We start from the raw sequence: 18756 nt of genomic DNA, 5'->3' as shown, positions 1-18756 counted from the left end.
GAGGACAAAACGTGGACGTCTACACCACAGAAGAACAACAAGTCGAAGCGATTAAAAAGTGGTGGCGGGATAACGGCAAAGCCGTTGTCCTCGGCGCAGTAATCGGTTTGGGCGGCCTTTATGGATGGCGTTATTACCAATCGGAAATGGAAACCAGCCGTGAGCAGGCATCAGAAGCGTATACACAAGTAGTAAGCGCACTGGTTGCAGGTGATGCGCAGGCGGAAGAGAAAGCGACAGCTTTCATCGGTGATAATGAAGGCTCTTACGCCACCTTGCTTGAGCTGCAATTGGCGAAGTCGTTTGTTGATGCAGGCGATCTGACCAAAGCGGCAGAGCAACTGCGTAAAGTGCAGTCCTCAAAAGACGAAACGCTAAAAACACTGGCGACAGTTCGTTTGGCACGTGTTGAAGCAGAGCTTGGCAATGTTGATGCTGCTCTGTCACAACTTAACAGCGTGACAGCAGAAAGCTGGAAAGCACAGGTTGAAGAGCTTCGCGGCGATATCCAGCTGCGTAAAGGCGATACAGCCGCAGCGCGTTCTGCTTATGCCGCTTCCATTGCAGCAGCGACCAACCCAGTTGTTCAGATGAAACTGGACAACCTGTCTCAATAAGGTCTGAGTATGATGCGTATGGGATGGAAACGTGTTGGTGCAGTAGCCTTATTGGGAACATTGCTGATTGGTTGTGCTGGTGAGGAAGATTCCATCCAGATGGCACCCGTGCCAGTGGTTGAGAGCGAATTCACTCCAACTCAGGTTTGGAAGTCGAGTGTTGGAAACGGTGTTGGAAATTATTTCAGCAATCTGGTTCCTGTGCAGGCCTATGGCAAAGTGTTTGCAGCTGACCGCGAAGGCGTGGTTAAAGCCATGGATACCGAAACCGGTTCAACCCTTTGGAGTGTTGATCTTGGTGAAGATGCACCGGCACTGATTTCAGGTGGCTTGACGGCATCTTACAGTAAGGTGTATTTGGGTACAGAAACCGGTGTGTTGATTGCGCTGGATGAAGAAACCGGTGAAACGGTTTGGCGCGCCAACGCGGGTGGCGAGATCCTTTCCAAGCCACTGGCTGACGAAAGTCTGGTGATCGTTAATACCAGTCGCGGTGAACTGGCTGCATTTGATGCTGAAACCGGTGAAGAGCGCTGGCGTACTTCCAGTGATGTACCAAACCTGACGTTGCGTGGTGATAGTTCGCCGGTATCAACATCTGGTGGTGTGTTCTGGGGGATGGCAAACGGCCGTCTGGGCGCTGCATTCGTTGAGAACGGCAATATTATCTGGCAACAGCCGATTGCGAGCCCGAAAGGGGCGACAGAAATCGACCGTTTGGTGGATGTCGATGCGACGCCTGTGATTGACGGCGCGCTGCTCTATGCTGTGGGTTATAATGGCCAACTGGTTGCGATTGACCTGCGTTCAGGTCGCCCAGCTTGGAAACGCACGTACAGTTCATCGACTGACTTTTTGGTCGTGGGCAGTTACCTGTTCCTTATCACCGACCAAGATCACGTTGTGGCAGTTGATGCGCGCAGTGGTACAGAGCTTTGGCAGAATCGCGATTTGGAATACCGTCAGTTGACGGCACCGGTTGCTATCTCCGGCTATGTTGTCGTTGGCGATGCAGAGGGCTATCTGCATTGGATGGACCCGAACTCCGGTGAGTTCGTGGCGCAACAACAGCTAGACGATAGCGGATTTGCGGTGAGCCCATTGAATGTTGATGAAGGCTATATCGTCATTACCCGTGACGGCACAATAAGTAAAAAGCAAATATTGTAAATACAGTTGCTTATCAATTATTCGGCTCCTGATCTTGACCGGTCAGGAGCCGCTGTTATTAATGAATTTGAGATTTTAAGAGGTCAGTATGATTCCTGTAGTAGCCCTGGTGGGGCGTCCTAATGTGGGGAAGTCGACACTCTTTAACCGGCTAACAAGGACGCGCGATGCGCTCGTTGCCGATTTTCCGGGTTTGACCAGGGATCGTAAGTACGGAAAAGCTATGCTGGGTGAGCATGAGTTCATCGTGGTAGACACCGGTGGTATCGACGGTACCGAAGAAGGTGTAGAAACCAAGATGGCTGAGCAGTCACTGGCAGCGATTGAAGAAGCCGATGTTGTGCTGTTTATGGTTGATGGCCGTGCGGGTCTGACCGTTGCTGATGAAGCGATTGCGCATCACCTGCGCAGCCGTGAAAAGAAAACCTTCCTTGTCGTCAACAAAGTTGATGGCATTGATGCAGACGCAGCAAGTGCGGAGTTTTGGCAGTTAGGCATGCCAGACATGTACCAGATTGCAGCCGCACATGGTCGTGGTGTACTTGGCTTGATCGACCGCGCACTGAAGCCGTTCGCAGAAGAGCTGGCGAGCGAAGAAGGTGAAGACCAAGAAGGTTTGGTCGATCTGACTGGCGAACAAGATGCCGAAGACGAAGATAAAGATCTGACCGAAGAAGATGCAGAATCTGCATTGGAGCGCCTGCGTAACTTGCCAATCAAATTCGGTATCATCGGTCGTCCAAATGTCGGTAAATCGACCCTGACTAACCGTATCCTTGGCGAAGACCGCGTCGTGGTTTACGACATGCCGGGTACAACGCGTGACTCCATCTATATTCCAATGGAACGTGATGGTCGTGAATACGTGATTATTGATACCGCAGGTGTTCGTCGCCGTAAGCGTGTTAACGAGAAAGTAGAGAAGTTCTCCGTTATCCAGACTCTGAAGGCAATTGAAGATTCGAACGTTGTGCTGCTTGTGATTGATGCGCGTGAGAACATTTCGGATCAGGATTTGAGTCTGCTGGGTTTCGCGTTGAATGCAGGTCGCTCGATCGTCATTGCTGTAAATAAGTGGGACGGTCTGGACAGCGACGTGAAAGAACGTGTGAAGTCAGAGCTTGACCGTCGTCTTGGCTTTGTTGATTTTGCCCGTATTCACTTTATCTCTGCATTGCACGGTACAGGTGTGGGTCATCTATTTGAGTCGATTCAGGAAGCGTATGAGTCTGCGACCAAGCGAGTCAGCACCGCGATGCTTACCCGCATCATGGGCATGGCTCAGGATGATCACCAACCACCGATGATCCGTGGCCGTCGTGTGAAACTGAAATATGCACACGCAGGTGGTTACAATCCACCAATTTTCGTGATTCACGGAAACCTAGTAAAAGAGCTGCCTGATTCGTACAAGCGTTACCTGATGAACTACTACCGTAAGTCTCTGGAAATCATGGGTACACCTATCCGTATTCAGTTCCAGAACAGCGAGAACCCGTTTGAAGGTAAGAAAGAGAAGCTAACCATTTCTCAGGCACGTCAACGTAAGCGTCTGATGGACATGGTGAAAACTCGCGGCAAGAAGTAATTTTCTACTGAATACCAAGAGCCGACCTGCAGGTCGGCTTTTTTACGCCCGTAATAAACGGATTTTACCCGGATACATGAAGATTGAATGACAGCTCATGTAATTTAGACAAAAGTGTCATCTTTCCGTATTTCCTGCCTGTAATTTGAACTCTTGGCCTTAATAAGAGCTATCAACTGGGGCTGATTGAGCGCTAAATCAGTCTGATCTGACCGTCGAAGGGCAGAGTTTTGATGATCTTTGTCACAAAAATTAAGCAATTAGGCGTGAGATATCGTTCTAGGAAGGAAAGGCGAATTATTACGCGGCTACTATGGCATCTATAATTTATAAAATATCGAAACTAATAGTTTTTAAATGATTCTGCGAGATTTTATCCTTTCATAAATCCATATACAGAACATGTAACTTATGCTTTCGGGGGTTGTATTGATAAATATTTTTTTAGGGGGTGATCGCTGATCGGATCCCATAATCGCTGCGATCTGACGATCTTTATAGGATCCAGCGCTAGGCTGCTCGTTTTGCCAGCATCTAAGGATTAGAATAACGGCAAAAGGATCATTGTGCATCCTTTGACCAAAAAACTGCGAAGTGAAAAGCGAAGGAAACCTTAATGGGAAATCATTGCCCTGATTGCGAACGTGACTTGGTGTGGGACAACGGCACTTACCGTTGTGAATCCTGTGAGAAAAGTTTTGTAAAACAGGCTTTTTGTGCCACTTGCGACGAGCTGCTGGAAAAGCTTCAGGCTTGTGGAGCGACCAGCTATTTCTGCAATAGCTGCAACGAGCTGAAATCGAAATCGAGCGCGAGAATCGTTTTTGAAGAACAAAAAACGGTGTCCTGAGATACCGTTTCACCTTTTTGGTTAACGATCCTTTCTAGTTCACGGTAGATTGAATCTCTCCATCTCCAAATGTTGACCTGATCTGATCGCCAGACTTAAGCGACGATGCTGAACGAATGACTTCGCCTTTATCGTTCCGGGTGATTGAATAACCGCGTGCAAGTGTTGCCAGCGGGCTCACCGCATCCAATGTTTCCATCTGCAGTGCCAGTGCATGCTGATGTTGTCGGAGTTGGCGGCGCATGGCCTCGATAAGACGCTGCTCCACATAGCCTAGTTGTGCTTTCTGGCCTGGAATTTGGTTCGCGGGTGAGTAACGCTCAAGCTTTTGCGAAGCTCTATCCAGGCGCTGCGCTTCCGTTTGGAGTGTATAGCGCATGGATTGGTGAAGACGCCTTTCAAGCTCATCAAACTGCTGTGATTGTTGCTGAAGCTGCGCTTTGGGGTGTTGCATCGCCAATCGATGTTGCAAGCGAGTCAGCCATTCCTGAGAGCGGCTCAAATGACGGCTGAATGCGTGTGCTAGGCGATCAGTACGCTGCAAGAGTTGTTGATCACGTACAGAGGTATCACGGCTGACAAGCTCTGCTGCAGCTGACGGGGTAGGGGCGCGGACATCAGCTACGAAATCCGCGATGGTAACATCAACTTCATGGCCAACTGCACTGACGATCGGGATGGAGCTGGCGGCAATGGTACGGGCAACAATTTCTTCGTTGAAGCACCATAAGTCTTCTAACGAACCACCGCCACGACCGATGATCAGCACATCACATTCATTACGGCTGTTGGCACGCCCAATAGTCTGTGCGATTTGAATCGCAGCATCTTTGCCCTGAACTTGGGTGGGATAAATCACCACAGGCAAGCTGGGATCGCGGCGTTTCAGGACATGCAAAATATCATGCAGCGCCGCGCCAGTGCTGGAAGTGATCACGCCAACCCGCTTGGGTTGTTCTGGGAGTGTTTTTTTCAGACTGGCAGCAAACAGACCTTCTGCAGAAAGCTGCATTTTCAATTTTTCAAATTGCTGTTGAAGCAGGCCGTCACCTTCAGGCTGCATGCTTTCGACAATGATTTGGTAGTCACCGCGGGGCTCATACAGAGAAAGCCTTGCACGCACCAACACCTGATTACCGTTGGCTGGTTTAAAAGTCACACGTCGGTTATTGCCTTTGAACATGGCGCATTTCACCTGAGCCTGACGGTCTTTCAGGGTGAAATACCAGTGACCAGATGTTGCCATGGTGAGATTTGAAATCTCGCCAACCAGCCAAACAATCCCCATTTCGTTTTCGAGCAGCAAACGCACTTCAGCGTTTAATCTGGAGACGGTATAGATATTGTTGTTGGTGAGATTCATAGCGGAATGCGTCTTTGTTTTCAGCAAGATGAAGCCATGTTAAAGAGGCGAAATCTGAAAGCCAAACGTTTTCGTAAAAATCTGTAGCCAAACGTTTGCGCCGTCAGTATAATGCGGCGGCAATATTTTGAACTCCCTCATATTATTTTGGCGTGAGATATTGCAATGTTACGAATAGCTAAAGAAGCCCTTACTTTTGACGATGTACTGCTAGTTCCAGCACACTCCACAGTTCTTCCGAACACTGCCGACTTGCGCACTCAACTGACGAAAAAAATCTCTCTGAACATCCCACTGATCTCAGCGGCGATGGACACAGTGACCGAAGCGCGCCTCGCAATTGCGCTTGCTCAGGAAGGTGGCATCGGTTTTATCCACAAAAACATGTCTATTGAGCAACAGGCGGAACAAGTTCGTTTGGTGAAGATCTTTGAAGCCGGTGTGGTTTCAAATCCTGTCACTGTGACGCCTGATCAAACCATTGCTGATGTAAAAGCACTGACTGATACTCACGGCTTTGCCGGTTTCCCAGTTGTTACTGAAGCCAATGAGCTGGTAGGTATCATCACTGGTCGCGATGTTCGTTTCGTGACTGACCTGAGCCTGAAAGTGTCAGAAGCTATGACACCGAAAGAGCGTCTGGCGACAGTGAAAGAGGGCGCAAGCCCTGAAGAAGTTCAAAAGCTGATGCAAAAGCACCGCGTAGAAAAAATCCTGGTGGTGAATGACGACCACCATATCGCGGGCATGATCACTGCAAAAGATTTCCAAAAAGCTGAGCGTAAACCAAACGCATGTAAAGACGAGCAAGGCCGTCTGCGTGTTGGTGCTGCGGTTGGCGCAGGTGCAGGTAACGAAGAACGTGTTGCTGCACTGGTTGAAGCAGGCGTTGACGTACTGCTTATCGACTCTTCTCACGGTCACTCTGAAGGCGTACTTCAACGCATCCGTGAAACCCGTGAAAAATTCCCTGAATTACAAATCATTGGCGGTAACGTCGCGACTGGCGCAGGTGCAAAAGCCCTGATTGAAGCGGGTGTAGATGCAGTGAAAGTGGGTATTGGCCCAGGCTCAATCTGTACAACCCGTATTGTTACCGGTGTGGGTGTTCCGCAAATCACTGCGATTTCAGATGCAGTAGAAGTGGCAGAGCAGTATGGCGTGCCATGTATCGCTGATGGCGGTATCCGCTTCTCTGGTGACTTGTGTAAAGCACTGGTTGCAGGCGCATCTTGTGTGATGGTTGGTTCTATGCTGGCAGGTACAGAAGAATCTCCAGGTGAAGTAGAGCTATACCAAGGCCGAGCTTACAAATCTTACCGTGGTATGGGCTCGCTGGGTGCGATGTCTAAAGGTTCTTCTGACCGTTACTTCCAGAGCGATAACGCAGCAGACAAACTGGTACCTGAAGGTATTGAAGGTCGCGTGGCATATAAAGGTCGTCTGAAAGAAATCATTCACCAGCAAATGGGTGGCCTGCGCTCGTGCATGGGTCTGACTGGCTCAGCGACTGTTGAAGACCTGCGCACCAAAGCAGAGTTCGTTCGCATCACAGGTGCTGGTATCACTGAATCGCATGCACACGATGTGACCATCACTAAAGAAGCACCAAACTATCGTACTGGCCAGTAATTCGTGCCCGTAATTTAAAGCCGAAATTTATAGCATGGGGGCGAAAGTCCCCTGTATTGATGACTTTTTGAGACAAGCTGAAATGACCCAAAATATTCATGACCAACGTATTCTGATCCTCGACTTTGGATCTCAGTACACCCAGTTGATTGCACGTCGTATCCGTGAAATCGGTGTTTACTGTGAGCTTTGGGGCTGGGATGTTGAAGAGCAGGATATCCGTGACTTCAACCCGAATGGCATCATTCTTTCTGGTGGCCCGGAGAGCGTGACCGAAGACGGTTCACCACGTGCGCCTGAATATGTGTTTAACGCGGGCGTTCCAGTACTGGGCGTGTGCTACGGCATGCAAACCATGTCTGAGCAGCTTGGCGGTAAAGTTTCAGGCTCAAACGAGCGAGAGTTTGGTTACGCGAAAGTGACGCTGGATAACCCAGGTAGCCTATTTGAAGGTATCGAAGATGCCATTAACGAAGCGGGCAAAGGCGTTCTGGATGTATGGATGAGCCACGGCGACAAAGTGGTAGAAATTCCGGCTGACTTTGTGAAAGTCGCATCGACTGACACTTGTCCATTCGCAGCAATGGCAAACGAAGAGAAGCGCTTCTATGGCGTTCAGTTCCACCCTGAAGTGACTCACACCCGTCGGGGTCACCGCATGCTTGAGCGTTTCGTGATGGATATCTGTGGCTGTGAGAAGCTATGGACGCCAGCATCTATCATCGAAGATGCGATTGCACGCATCAAAGAACAAGTGGGTAATGACGAAGTGATTCTTGGCCTGTCAGGCGGCGTGGACTCTTCTGTTGTTGCTATGCTTATCCACCGCGCGATCGGTGACAAGCTGACCTGTGTATTCGTAGACAACGGTCTGCTGCGCTTGAACGAAGCTGAGCAGGTTATGGAAATGTTCGGTGATCACTTCGGCTTGAACATTGTTCATGTTGATGCGGAAGAGCGCTTCCTGTCTGCGCTGGAAGGCATTGCTGATCCAGAAGCAAAACGTAAGAAGATTGGTCACGTGTTCGTAGACGTATTCGATGAAGAATCGAAGAAACTGAAGAACGCGAAATGGCTGGCGCAAGGCACTATCTATCCTGATGTGATCGAGTCTGCTGCCTCTAAGACCGGTAAAGCGCACGTTATCAAATCTCACCACAACGTAGGTGGTCTGCCGGATGACATGGAAATGGGTCTGGTTGAGCCGCTGAAAGAGCTGTTCAAAGACGAAGTGCGTAAGATTGGCCTTGAGCTGGGTCTGCCGTATAACATGCTTTACCGCCACCCGTTCCCAGGTCCAGGTCTGGGTGTACGTGTACTTGGCGAAGTGAAGAAAGAGTACTGTGATCTGCTGCGCCGTGCGGATGCTATCTTCATCGAAGAGCTGCACAAAGCAGACCTTTACAACAAGGTTTCTCAGGCATTTACTGTGTTCCTGCCAGTACGCTCTGTCGGCGTAATGGGTGACGGACGTAAATACGATTGGGTTGTCTCACTGCGTGCAGTAGAAACCATCGACTTCATGACCGCACACTGGGCACACCTGCCATATGACTTCCTGGGTCGCGTTTCAAACCGTATCATTAACGAAGTAGATGGTATCAGCCGCGTGGTTTACGACGTATCTGGTAAGCCACCTGCAACCATCGAGTGGGAATGAGTTAAGGTAAACTCTGAGGTTTAACCCTCTTTTTAAAAGCCCTGATGTGTCTGATATGACCATCAGGGCTTTTCAATATGAATTTAAATCAACTTCAACATGGAGCAAACTTCAGTAAGCAATTTAAGCCTCTATCCTCGAAATAGAGGAGAAAAAACTTCGCATCATGGATTATCTGCCCCCTGATTTAAGCAGTACCCAGTCTTCGATATCATTTCTCAATGTGACGTAGTGTGTTTAATACACATTGGCAGGGTTGAAGCCACTATGTCTGAAATACAAGTTACACACATTTTCTCGACTAACCGCCCATACACCAGAAGATACCGGTTGATTTGGAGTAGAAGGGGTCTTGCCTGCGATATAGAGTGGAGAAATATCTTTGCTCAATACCAGCGAACGAGTGAAGTTATATCCTGTCCACCATAACCTGGAGTCAGAGGGATAACTATTACTCCTGATTAGGAAGCTTCTACCATTATTTCCCGCGATGACATCATCAACATGTTTAGCAGAAATGATAGGTGTCATGGCAGTATCTGTCTCGGCGACACCAAATGCGTGAGCAAATCTGTGATAGCCCCACGCCCACAGGTTTTTGTCTGAATCGATAGCATAGGCATTGGTATCGGATGGGTTTGATTCGATGGCAACAACGTCCGTTGCTTCTTCTGGGAAAGTGATTTTTCGTGGTTTGTGGATATAACCTGTCTCTGCTTGGTAGATACCTAATCCCAGGCTGCCATAGTATTTGGCTCCCCATGCATATACATCACCATGAGCATCAAGGGAATAAGCGCCATAGCGTGTCGTTTGGATAGATACGATATTTGTTAGTGTCTCGATTTGGGTGGGGGAATAGTTGAAGTGATTGGGGACTAGTGTACCGCCAGCGCCAGAAACCCAGACTGTTCCGTCACTTTTCAACAGTAAGGTACCGAGGCGACTCAACAGATTATAATTGTTATCGGCTCCAACAATACTGCCGAATGCTGCGGCCCTGACAACATTATTGATACCTTTCATTTTTACTGGGATTGCGGAGAATTGCGAGTTAGTCGAGCCAGTACCAAAATTGCCAAATTTATTGAATCCGACACTCCATACGGTACCGTCATTTTTTACGAAGACAATGTGCTCTTTACCAACACTCAAGTGGGAAACGTTGGACAAAACAAATGTTGGGTTGTCTACAAAAGGTTGCCCTCTGTAATAGCCGTAGCCATCAGAGGACCAAAAATAAGCATCCCCACTTTCATCTATAAAAGCGCCCAAACGCTGGCTTAGATCGATATAACTGATCTTATTCCACAGACTTAACGCGTACGGGTAGTTATGGCTATTGTTTCTTGCTTCATTACCAGGAACAGGTGAGAGAGATACAGAACCTTTGTTCGTATTTCCCCACATATAAAGTTGGCCGCTTTCGTTAGTACAGGCACCAACTTCACCATTTGTTACGATTGTACTGGGTGTATACCAGTCCCTCCCGCCAAAGTTGTCCTCTGGGAGTTGCGAGTTGGCTAACATTGGAAGTAACAAGAGACAGCCTAAAGCTAAGGTATTCCATAGTTTCATAAATGCCACCTAAAAATCTGTGTGTTGTTAGGAAGCGTTAATTCGAGCGGTTAGCGTTGGAATTAACGTCCTTTTTAGTGCCTGAATCGACACTCCGTGCTTTCACTACCAACTGAGTTCTATTTCTCATTATTTGGCTCAGCGTTGCTGAAACGTGGTTGCACCGTTTACCCACACGGATCTTTCACTAGCTGGCAATGGCTCTAAAACCAATTTAGTGGAGTGGCAACAACCAGAACTTAAAAAGCGATCATTAGGCCACTAATTAAGTCTGTGCCGAGCAATTTTGGTATTTTCGTTGGTTCTTGCGCCATGCCTTTTTATCGTAATTACTTTTTCTGTTGATTTTTCCCAAGTGATTCAGGGTTATGCTCGATTAATGCGAATATCAATAATTAGTACCAGAAATTAACCGGTTTATACGTATTTGGTTTCCTGATTTTTTCGCTTGTTAATTCACTCGACCGAGTGGCCATATGAAAGTTGATGGCTACGCGCTTTGCTTAGCCGGTATAAATCGTACTTGCGGTTTTAATTGTCTTCGTTTTTCGTGCTCTCTCATCAGCGATACGTCACTCATCTTCTGGGTGGCTGATACTCACCATTTCACGCCAAACGTAGCCATTTTATTGTGGTTGTTGTTCATTTGGATTGTCTTTGTTTGCTTTGTGTATATTGCTTGTGTGCAAATTGAATTTATGTGCTTAAACCGTAATTTTAATTGAGATTAGTCACTATTAATTTGGCTTTGTATGTGTATTTTGTGCTGTTGAATAATGATGACGTCGTTGCGAATTCATCAAAGAATCCGCTCCTTACGATGCAAACACACACTGCAAAAACTCGGAGCTTTAAATGAGTAATCATGCCATGAGCAATACTCCGGACGCGCCAAGCGGCGGTATGGAAAAGTTCCTGAACTGGATTGAAAGGGCAGGTAACAAAATTCCTGATCCTGCGCTTCTGTTCTTTTATGGACTTTTGACTGTATGGGGCCTGTCCGCCGTTCTTTCTCAGGTTGATTTCGGCCTGACTCACCCTGTTACCGGCCAGGCTGTAGAAATTAATAACCTTCTTACTGGCGAAGCACTTGCAAGCTTCCTAGCGAACATGGTGACTACTTTCACCAGCTTTGCACCTATGGGGATTGTGCTGGTGGCAATGCTGGGTGTGGGCGTCGCGGATGCATCTGGCTTTATCACCACTGGCCTGAAAAAAATGCTGAACGTGACACCTAAGAAGCTGCTGACGCCAGCGCTGATTCTGGTAGCGATTGTGTCGCACACTGCAGCTGATGCGGGTTATGTTCTGGTTATTCCTTTGGGCGGTATTATCTTCCATGCTGCTGGTCGTCACCCGCTGGTGGGTATAGCTGCGGCGTTTGCCGGTGTGTCGGGCGGTTTCTCTGCCAACTTCATTCCAGCGGGTATTGACCCACTGTTGGCAGGCTTTACCCAATCTGCTGCTCAGGTTCTGGATAAAGACTACGTGGTGAACCCACTGGCGAACCTCTATTTCACAGGCCTCTCTTCATTCCTGATTGTGGCTATCGGCTGGTATGTGACTGAGAAAATCATCGAACCGCGCCTGAACAAATTGCCCATTGATGAAGATGCAGAAAAAGCACCGGATCTGGGCAGCTTCACCGCTATTGAAAGTAAAGCGTTCAACCGCGCATGTTTTGCAATGCTGGCAGGTATCGTGCTGCTGGTGGTTGCGCTTATCCCTGAAACGTCAGCACTGCGTTCACCTGAAGGTGAACTGACTGCGTTCTCTGCGCCGCTGATGAAATCTATCGTACCGCTGATCTTTATCCTATTTGTGATTCCAGGTGTGGTTTATGGTCGCGTTGCAGGTACCTTCAAAACGCAAGGCGATATCATTAAAGCAATGAGCGATACCATGGCGACCATGGGCGCATATTTGGTGATGTCATTCTTCTGCGCGCAGTTCCTGGCAGCATTCAGCCAGTCGAACATCGGCACTTTGCTGGCATTGGAAGGCGCGGCATTCCTGAAAGCGCTGAACATGCCGGGTCAGTTGACCATCATCGGTATGATTCTGTTAACTGCGTGTGTGAACCTGCTGATCGGTTCAGCGTCGGCGAAATGGGCGCTGATTGGTCCAATCCTAGTACCAATGCTGATGGCGCTGGGGATTTCTCCTGAGCTGTCTCAGGCGGCTTACCGCGTGGGTGACTCGGTATCTAACATCATTTCTCCACTGATGGTGTTCTTCCCACTGGTCGTGGTTTACTGCCAACGTTATGTGAAGGGCACTGGTATAGGTACATTGGCGTCCATGATGATGCCTTACTCTATTGCGATGCTGATCGGTTGGTCGATCTTCCTTCTGGCTTACTGGGCTCTGGGCATCCCACTGGGCATCCAAGCGCCTTACACCTACCAGATGTAACAGCAAACCGTTGTTATCCAAGCCCTGTCACAGTGCAGGGCTTTTTCTTGCGTTTGAATTCTTCTCTAATAATACATGCTACATTAATGCAACATTATCAAAACATGCATCTATACATTAGTGGATTTTTGAGATTTTGTATAAAAGATGTATCTTCTGGGATGTTTGCGTTATCTCACACTATTATCTGCAGTGCTGTCTTAAATCTGTCATAAATCTTGATTTTCAATATTTATTTGGTATTTTTGCCTTTTATATCTTATTTATTGGAATTTTACTCTAAAAGTGGCATCTGCTAAGTTCTTGCGGCAAAAGTAACAGATATACCTGATTTCATCACATGCCCGTTTTGGCGAATGGTCAATCAAGGTTAGAACTCATCGAAAAGGTGGTATGAAATGAGTCAAGCTTCACAAGGAGCGCTGCAACAGAATGGCGCGATTGCGTTTATTGAACGCGTAGGTAAAAAAATCCCCGATCCTGTGATCATTTTTATGTTCCTTTTTGTGGCGGTATTGGCCATTACAGGTTTGATCGGCGGAATGGAATTCCAAACCACAGGGGCAGATGGTAATCCTGTCAGCCACACTGTGAAGAGCATGCTGGCAACAGAAAACGTTCGCTGGATGTTTGACAATGCGATCCTGAAAAACTGGCTATCGTTCGGTCATGGCGTACTGGGTGTGATCCTTGTGGTGATGCTAGGTGTCGGCATTGCTGAGAACTCTGGCCTTCTGGGTGCAGTGATTAAGCGTGTTGGCCTTCGCCTGAATGAGAAGTGGCTGCCGATGCTGCTGGTATTCCTGGGTATCATGAGCTCGATCGCAACCGACGCTGGTTACCTGGTGCTGATCCCTTTGGCGGGCATGTTGTATGCAGGTGTGGGTAAAAATCCACTGATCGGTATGGCTGCTGCGTTTGCAGGTGTTTCGGCGGGCTTCAGTGCAAACCTGATTCCTGCAACCCCAGTTGACGTTATTATTGGTCTGAATGCACGCGTGTTTGCAGAATCTCAAGGTGTACCTTTCGAGACCTCAGCAGGTGAAGTGCTGAACCCTGCGACCATGCACTATTTCTTCATCTTTGTTTCTACCTTCTTGCTGGCGATCCTGGGGGCTTGGGTCACAAAGCGTTTTGTCGCACCTCGCCTGGAAAAGATGGAGTACACGCTACCGGAAGATCTGGACCAAAGCGACTTCTCTGTCAGCGAAAGCGAGCAAAAGGGTCTGCGCGCTGCAGGTCTCGGCCTGATTGCCTCTCTGGCTGCGATTGTTGCGCTGGCAATGGGTCCACTTGCGCCATACACCAATGAGGCTGGCCGCACAGTCACTCCTTACATGAACAACGTGATCCTATTGATTGCGATGGTGTTTGCGGTAACGGGTATTTGCTTTGGTTACAGCACGGGCAAGTTCAAGTCTCTACAAGACGTAGTGAATGCCATGGTGAAGCAGATGAACACCTTTGGTTATGTTTTGGTTCTGACTTTCTTCAGCCATAACTTCCTGGCGGTACTGAGCTACTCAGGCTTGGGTGTTTACATCACTTACCTAGGTGCGACCACCTTGTCTTCACTGGGTCTGGAAAACTTCCCAATCCTGCTCATCATCGGCTTCATTCTTACGACTGCACTGATCAACCTGTTCGTCGGTGGTTTGACGTCGAAGTGGATGCTGCTGGGACCTATTTTCGTTCCTATGCTGTATCAGGTTAACCCGAATATGACACCTGATCTGGTGGCGGCCGCATACCGCGTAGCAGATTCGTCGACTAACATCATCACGCCAATGATGACCTATGCAGGTGTTATTCTGGCCTTCATGCGTAAGTACAAATCTGATCTGACGTTTGGCGACGTGATTGCGATGATGGTGCCATACTCAGCAGCGTTCCTGACCGTATGGACAACCTTGCTGATTGTGTTCTTCAGTTTCAACATTCCTCTGGGCTTCTGATCAGGCGCAGTAAGAATAGAAAAACCCGGCTTCGGCCGGGTTTTTTGTTGTTTGAAGCGTTACTTCAAATGCTCTCCATGAAACCGTAGGTGATCTTCAATAAAGCTCGAGATGAAGTAGTAGCTGTGGTCATAGCCTTCCTGCATACGAAGCTCCAGCGGATAACCCGCTTCTTCTGCAGCTTGAAGCAGGTTACCGGGTTTCAGTTGCTCATGCAGGAACTGGTCGCCATCACCTTGATCAATCAGCATCGGTAAGTGTTTCTCGGCTTTTTTGATTAACGCGCAGCTGTCGTATTCCAGCCAGGTCTTGCGATCTTCACCTAAATAATTACTAAAAGCTTTCTCGCCCCAAGGCACAGCAGCGGGATTTACTATTGGGCTGAAGGCAGAGACTGAACGGTAGTCATCACTGTTTTTCAACGCAATGGTCAGTGCACCGTGACCACCCATGCTATGGCCGGAAATGGCCTTCACATCGCTGACTGGAAAGTGTGCTTCAATAACGGCAGGGAGTTCTTTCACCACGTAATCGTACATATGGTAGAAACGGTTCCATGGTGCTTCGGTAGCATTCAGATAGAAGCCTGCACCGATACCAAAATCGTAGGCACCTTCCGGGTCGTCAGGAATGTTGTCGCCACGTGGGCTGGTGTCAGGGGCAACGATAGCAATACCCAGCTCAGCAGCGACGCGATGTGCGCCGGCTTTCTGCATAAAGTTTTCGTCACTGCAGGTCAGTCCTGACAACCAGTAGAGTACCGGCACACGATTTGATTCTGACGCTTGAGGTGGCAAGAAAATGGCGAAACGCATATTGCTATGAACAGTTCGCGAGGTGTGAGTGTACTGCTTATGCCAGCCGCCAAAACTGCGGTTGCTGCTGATATTTTCAAGACTCATTTAGGACTCCAAAGCAGGCGGTTACGCTGCCGCCTGCGTGGGGTTTTAACTTAACTACGCTTACTTGTCGTAGTGAATAACAGTACGGATGCTTTTACCTTCGTGCATGAGGTCAAATGCTTCGTTGATGCCTTCAAGACCCATGGTGTGGGTGATGAAGTCATCCAAAGCGAATTCACCTGCCATGTAACGCTCTACGATCTCTGGTAGCTCTGAGCGGCCTTTAACACCACCGAATGCCGAACCGCGCCATACGCGACCGGTAACCAGTTGGAATGGACGAGTAGAGATTTCCTGACCAGCACCGGCAACACCGATGATGACAGACTCACCCCAGCCTTTGTGGCAGCACTCGAGCGCTGAACGCATGACGTTGACGTTACCGATACATTCGAATGAATAATCCACACCGCCGTCGGTCAGTTCAACAATGACATCCTGAATCGGTTTGTCGTACTTGCTTGGGTTGATGCACTCAGTCGCACCCAGCTTTTGAGCCAGCTCGAACTTGCTCTCATTGATGTCGACACCAATGATGCGGCTTGCACCTGCCATTGCTGCACCAATGATGGCTGAAAGACCGATGCCACCCAGACCAAACACAGCCACAGTGTCGCCTTTTTGGACCTTAGCGGTGTTGAGCACTGCGCCCATACCGGTGGTCACACCACAGCCGAGAAGACATACTTCCTCGAGCGGCGCATCTTTGTTCACTTTGGCCAGAGAAATCTCAGGCAACACTGTGTACTCGGAGAAAGTTGAGCAGCCCATGTAGTGGTAGATTGGCTGACCATCTTTGTAAAAGCGGGTGGTGCCGTCTGGCATCAGGCCTTTGCCTTGAGTCTCACGGATTTTCTGACACAGGTTGGTTTTACCTGATTTACAGAACTTACATTCGCCACATTCTGGGGTGTAGAGAGGAATAACATGGTCGCCAACCGCTACGCTGGTGACACCTTCACCCACTTGTTCAACAATACCGCCACCTTCATGGCCCAGAATTGCTGGGAATATGCCTTCTGGATCATCACCTGAAAGGGTAAATGCGTCAGTATGACATACACCGGTAGCGATAATACGTACCAACACTTCGCCCGCTTTTGGCAGCATGACATCCACTTCTTCAATGCTAAGTGGTTTGCCAGCTTCCCAGGCAATTGCTGCGCGTGATTTGATAAATTGTTCTGCCATTGAAAGCATCCTCATTAGTAAAGGGTTAGCCCCTTAACGTCTAACCCTAGGCGATATATCTTGGTGGAGCGAGTTCACTTTTGTGACACGCTGAATTTGAGTGATAGTCTATTTATTTCTATTCGTGTGATAATCCACTTGGATTGCAATTAACTTTTACTGGTGAGAAATAATGTCAGACTGGCAAGGGGTTTCAGAGTTTTTGGCAGTGGTTGAAACAGCCAGCTTTACCAAAGCATCAAAGCGGTTGGGGGCATCAACGGCGCATGTGAGCCGTCAGGTGGCATTGCTTGAGGAACGACTCAATACCCGCCTTCTATTTCGAACCACGCGGAAGGTTTCTACGACAGAAGAGGGTGATATTTACTATCAGCATTGTCGGCTGCTGGCTGATGGCTTGAAAGAGGCGGAGAGTGCAGTAACGCAGTTGCACGAGACGCCGAATGGACACATTAAGCTGACAGCGCCTGTGACTTATGGGGAAAAAGTGGTGATGCCGTTGATCCTGGATTTTATGGACGTGTACCCAGAGATCCAGGTAGAGATAGATCTGACTAACGCGACGTTAGATCTGGTTGATTCTTCCTGTGATGTGGCGTTAAGGCTAGGACGCTTAGTGGACTCATCCATGGTATGCAAGCGTCTTGCCACACGTCGTCTTATTGTCTGTGGTTCTCCGGATTACCTTTCCAAATTTGGCACCCCTCATACCCTTTCTGAACTGGCACAACACAACTGCCTGCGTGGGCAACATGACTATTGGCGTTTTAGAGAGGAGGGCAAGGAGCGATCTGTCCGTATTCGCGGTAACTTGCGGTGTAATAGCGGCATAGCATTATTGGACGCAGCTATTCGAGGCAATGGTTTGATTCAGCTCCCTGACTATTATCTGCAGGAAGCGCTTGAAAGCGGTGAGGTAGTCAAGGTGCTCAATGCTTATGAGGATTTGGAAGAGGGGATTTGGGCGCTGTTCCCCCACCGTCGTTTGCAGCCCCTTCGCGTTAAATTGTTGGTGGATTTTCTGGCGGCAAAGCTGGCGAATCAGGCTAAGGATTAGGTGGCATGGAGTGATATACTCCGCCGCAGAGCAAGATTGAAGTAAAGGCACAAAGTGACAGAGAGTGAATTAGATCAGCAGTTTATGCGCCGGGCGATGGAGCTGGCAGGCAAAGCAGAATCCGAAGGCGAAGTTCCCGTCGGTGCAGTTGTCGTGCATGATGGTGTCGTCATTGGAGAAGGCTGGAACCGCTTGATCGGCCAGCATGATGCCACGGCACATGCGGAGATGATGGCACTGCGCCAGGCAGGTAAAGTATTGCAAAACTACCGCCTATTAGATGCAGTGCTTTATGTCACTTTGGAGCCTTGTCCAATGTGTGCGTCCGCCATGGTGCACAGTAGGATTGGCAGGGTAGTATTTGGGGCACCGGATTATAAGACCGGTGCGGCGGGAAGTGTCATGAATTTGCTGAGCTATGAAGGTGTTAACCATCGTGTCCAGTATCAGGGAGGCGTGTTAGAAGAGGAGTGTCGCGAGCAGTTACAGGCATTTTTCCGCCGTCGTCGCTCAGAGAAGAAAGCGGAAAAAGAAGCGCGTAAAGCAGCGCAAAACCCTTCTGAAGATAATTAGAAACTCTCGTCCATCATAGCGAATTCGCGAATAGCGAAAGTGCGTTGGCGCCATAGCACCTTCTTCAGTGCCACATTACGTTGACGCTTGCGACGGTTCGACGCCGCACTGGAGTTACGGGCAAAGTTAGCCTGTACCTTTCGTTTTTTTGCAAACATCGTTATTCCTTTTGAAAAAATAAGCGCAGCCCGGCTGCGCTTATTTG

15 protein-coding genes are annotated in these 18756 nt (G+C 48.7%); 10 read left to right on the top strand and 5 right to left on the bottom strand.

Features of this window, described 5'->3' with window-relative positions; genetic code table 11:
• Positions 1 to 11 precede the first annotated feature (11 nt).
• The 4 genes from K6Q96_RS13525 to K6Q96_RS13510 all read left to right on the top strand — a co-directional run bounded on the left by K6Q96_RS13525 (position 12) and on the right by K6Q96_RS13510 (position 4225).
• On the top strand, positions 12 to 617 hold the full coding sequence (locus K6Q96_RS13525; RefSeq protein WP_251876430.1) for a YfgM family protein: 606 nt from the start codon (positions 12 to 14) through the stop codon (positions 615 to 617).
• Between the two features lie 9 nt (positions 618 to 626).
• Positions 627 to 1787 carry an outer membrane protein assembly factor BamB gene (gene bamB / locus K6Q96_RS13520; RefSeq protein ID WP_251876429.1) on the top strand — a complete coding sequence of 387 codons (1161 nt, stop codon included), beginning with the start codon at positions 627 to 629 and terminating at the stop codon, positions 1785 to 1787.
• Between the two features lie 88 nt (positions 1788 to 1875).
• Positions 1876 to 3375 (top strand): ribosome biogenesis GTPase Der, encoded by a 1500-nt coding sequence (gene der / locus K6Q96_RS13515; protein WP_251876428.1) that lies wholly within the window; start codon positions 1876 to 1878, stop codon positions 3373 to 3375.
• A gap of 616 nt (positions 3376 to 3991) precedes the next feature.
• Positions 3992 to 4225: a zinc ribbon domain-containing protein gene (locus tag K6Q96_RS13510; protein WP_251876427.1), complete on the top strand. Its 234-nt coding sequence runs from the start codon at positions 3992 to 3994 to the stop codon at positions 4223 to 4225.
• Positions 4226 to 4259: 34 nt separating this feature from the next.
• On the opposite strand, the gene xseA is transcribed toward K6Q96_RS13510, so the two are convergent.
• Positions 4260 to 5588, bottom strand: coding sequence for an exodeoxyribonuclease VII large subunit (gene xseA / locus K6Q96_RS13505; RefSeq protein WP_251876426.1), 1329 nt, complete (start codon positions 5586 to 5588; stop codon positions 4260 to 4262).
• 165 nt (positions 5589 to 5753) lie between these two features.
• On the opposite strand from xseA, the gene guaB reads away from it, so the two are divergent.
• Both guaB and guaA read left to right on the top strand, forming a co-directional pair.
• Positions 5754 to 7220, top strand: a complete 1467-nt coding sequence (guaB, locus tag K6Q96_RS13500) for an IMP dehydrogenase (RefSeq protein WP_251876425.1) — start codon at positions 5754 to 5756, stop codon at positions 7218 to 7220.
• An 82-nt stretch (positions 7221 to 7302) separates the two neighbouring features.
• Entirely contained in the window at positions 7303 to 8880 is a 1578-nt protein-coding gene (gene guaA / locus K6Q96_RS13495; RefSeq protein ID WP_251876424.1) for a glutamine-hydrolyzing GMP synthase, read from the top strand.
• 237 nt (positions 8881 to 9117) lie between these two features.
• Here the strand turns inward: guaA and K6Q96_RS13490 are convergent, their stop codons facing one another.
• Positions 9118 to 10458, bottom strand: a complete 1341-nt coding sequence (locus tag K6Q96_RS13490; protein ID WP_251876422.1) for an RCC1 domain-containing protein — start codon at positions 10456 to 10458, stop codon at positions 9118 to 9120.
• Between the two features lie 855 nt (positions 10459 to 11313).
• Here K6Q96_RS13490 and K6Q96_RS13485 point away from each other — a divergent pair.
• The gene (locus K6Q96_RS13485) at positions 11314 to 12873 is read left to right on the top strand and encodes an AbgT family transporter (RefSeq protein WP_251876420.1); all 1560 of its coding nucleotides are present in this window, start codon (positions 11314 to 11316) and stop codon (positions 12871 to 12873) included.
• 398 nt (positions 12874 to 13271) lie between these two features.
• A complete protein-coding gene (locus K6Q96_RS13480) occupies positions 13272 to 14828 on the top strand; it encodes an AbgT family transporter (RefSeq protein ID WP_251876418.1) in 1557 nt (518 codons plus the stop codon).
• 59 nt (positions 14829 to 14887) lie between these two features.
• Here the strand turns inward: K6Q96_RS13480 and fghA are convergent, their stop codons facing one another.
• Together fghA and K6Q96_RS13470 are read right to left on the bottom strand one after the other, a co-directional pair.
• Positions 14888 to 15730: an S-formylglutathione hydrolase gene (fghA, locus tag K6Q96_RS13475; protein ID WP_251876416.1), complete on the bottom strand. Its 843-nt coding sequence runs from the start codon at positions 15728 to 15730 to the stop codon at positions 14888 to 14890.
• Positions 15731 to 15790: 60 nt separating this feature from the next.
• Positions 15791 to 16921: an S-(hydroxymethyl)glutathione dehydrogenase/class III alcohol dehydrogenase gene (locus K6Q96_RS13470; protein WP_251876414.1), complete on the bottom strand. Its 1131-nt coding sequence runs from the start codon at positions 16919 to 16921 to the stop codon at positions 15791 to 15793.
• A gap of 172 nt (positions 16922 to 17093) precedes the next feature.
• Here K6Q96_RS13470 and K6Q96_RS13465 point away from each other — a divergent pair, with 172 nt between their 5' ends.
• Positions 17094 to 17978 (top strand): LysR family transcriptional regulator, encoded by an 885-nt coding sequence (locus tag K6Q96_RS13465; protein ID WP_251876412.1) that lies wholly within the window; start codon positions 17094 to 17096, stop codon positions 17976 to 17978.
• A 54-nt stretch (positions 17979 to 18032) separates the two neighbouring features.
• Positions 18033 to 18551: a tRNA adenosine(34) deaminase TadA gene (tadA, locus tag K6Q96_RS13460; RefSeq protein ID WP_251876410.1), complete on the top strand. Its 519-nt coding sequence runs from the start codon at positions 18033 to 18035 to the stop codon at positions 18549 to 18551.
• On the opposite strand, the gene K6Q96_RS13455 is transcribed toward tadA, so the two are convergent.
• Entirely contained in the window at positions 18548 to 18709 is a 162-nt protein-coding gene (locus K6Q96_RS13455; protein WP_197475308.1) for a hypothetical protein, read from the bottom strand. The two genes, tadA and K6Q96_RS13455, sit on opposite strands and share 4 nt — an antisense overlap.
• Positions 18710 to 18756: the final 47 nt, after the last annotated feature.

This window comes from Grimontia kaedaensis, from assembly GCF_023746615.1.
In the GTDB taxonomy this organism is placed as follows: Bacteria; Pseudomonadota; Gammaproteobacteria; order Enterobacterales; family Vibrionaceae; genus Enterovibrio; species Enterovibrio kaedaensis.
Note: the sequence above shows the minus strand (reverse complement) of the source record. Positions and strands in the feature narration are given on the sequence as shown.

Coding starts and splice junctions, on each gene's coding strand:
- guaB (WP_251876425.1), top strand. CDS start 5,754: ATGTTACGAATAGCTAAAGAAGCCCTTACTTTTGACGATGTACTGCTA.
- xseA (WP_251876426.1), bottom strand. CDS start 5,588: ATGAATCTCACCAACAACAATATCTATACCGTCTCCAGATTAAACGCT.
- der (WP_251876428.1), top strand. CDS start 1,876: ATGATTCCTGTAGTAGCCCTGGTGGGGCGTCCTAATGTGGGGAAGTCG.
- bamB (WP_251876429.1), top strand. CDS start 627: ATGATGCGTATGGGATGGAAACGTGTTGGTGCAGTAGCCTTATTGGGA.
- K6Q96_RS13470 (WP_251876414.1), bottom strand. CDS start 16,921: ATGGCAGAACAATTTATCAAATCACGCGCAGCAATTGCCTGGGAAGCT.
- K6Q96_RS13455 (WP_197475308.1), bottom strand. CDS start 18,709: ATGTTTGCAAAAAAACGAAAGGTACAGGCTAACTTTGCCCGTAACTCC.
- K6Q96_RS13510 (WP_251876427.1), top strand. CDS start 3,992: ATGGGAAATCATTGCCCTGATTGCGAACGTGACTTGGTGTGGGACAAC.
- fghA (WP_251876416.1), bottom strand. CDS start 15,730: ATGAGTCTTGAAAATATCAGCAGCAACCGCAGTTTTGGCGGCTGGCAT.
- K6Q96_RS13465 (WP_251876412.1), top strand. CDS start 17,094: ATGTCAGACTGGCAAGGGGTTTCAGAGTTTTTGGCAGTGGTTGAAACA.
- K6Q96_RS13490 (WP_251876422.1), bottom strand. CDS start 10,458: ATGAAACTATGGAATACCTTAGCTTTAGGCTGTCTCTTGTTACTTCCA.
- K6Q96_RS13485 (WP_251876420.1), top strand. CDS start 11,314: ATGAGTAATCATGCCATGAGCAATACTCCGGACGCGCCAAGCGGCGGT.
- K6Q96_RS13480 (WP_251876418.1), top strand. CDS start 13,272: ATGAGTCAAGCTTCACAAGGAGCGCTGCAACAGAATGGCGCGATTGCG.
- guaA (WP_251876424.1), top strand. CDS start 7,303: ATGACCCAAAATATTCATGACCAACGTATTCTGATCCTCGACTTTGGA.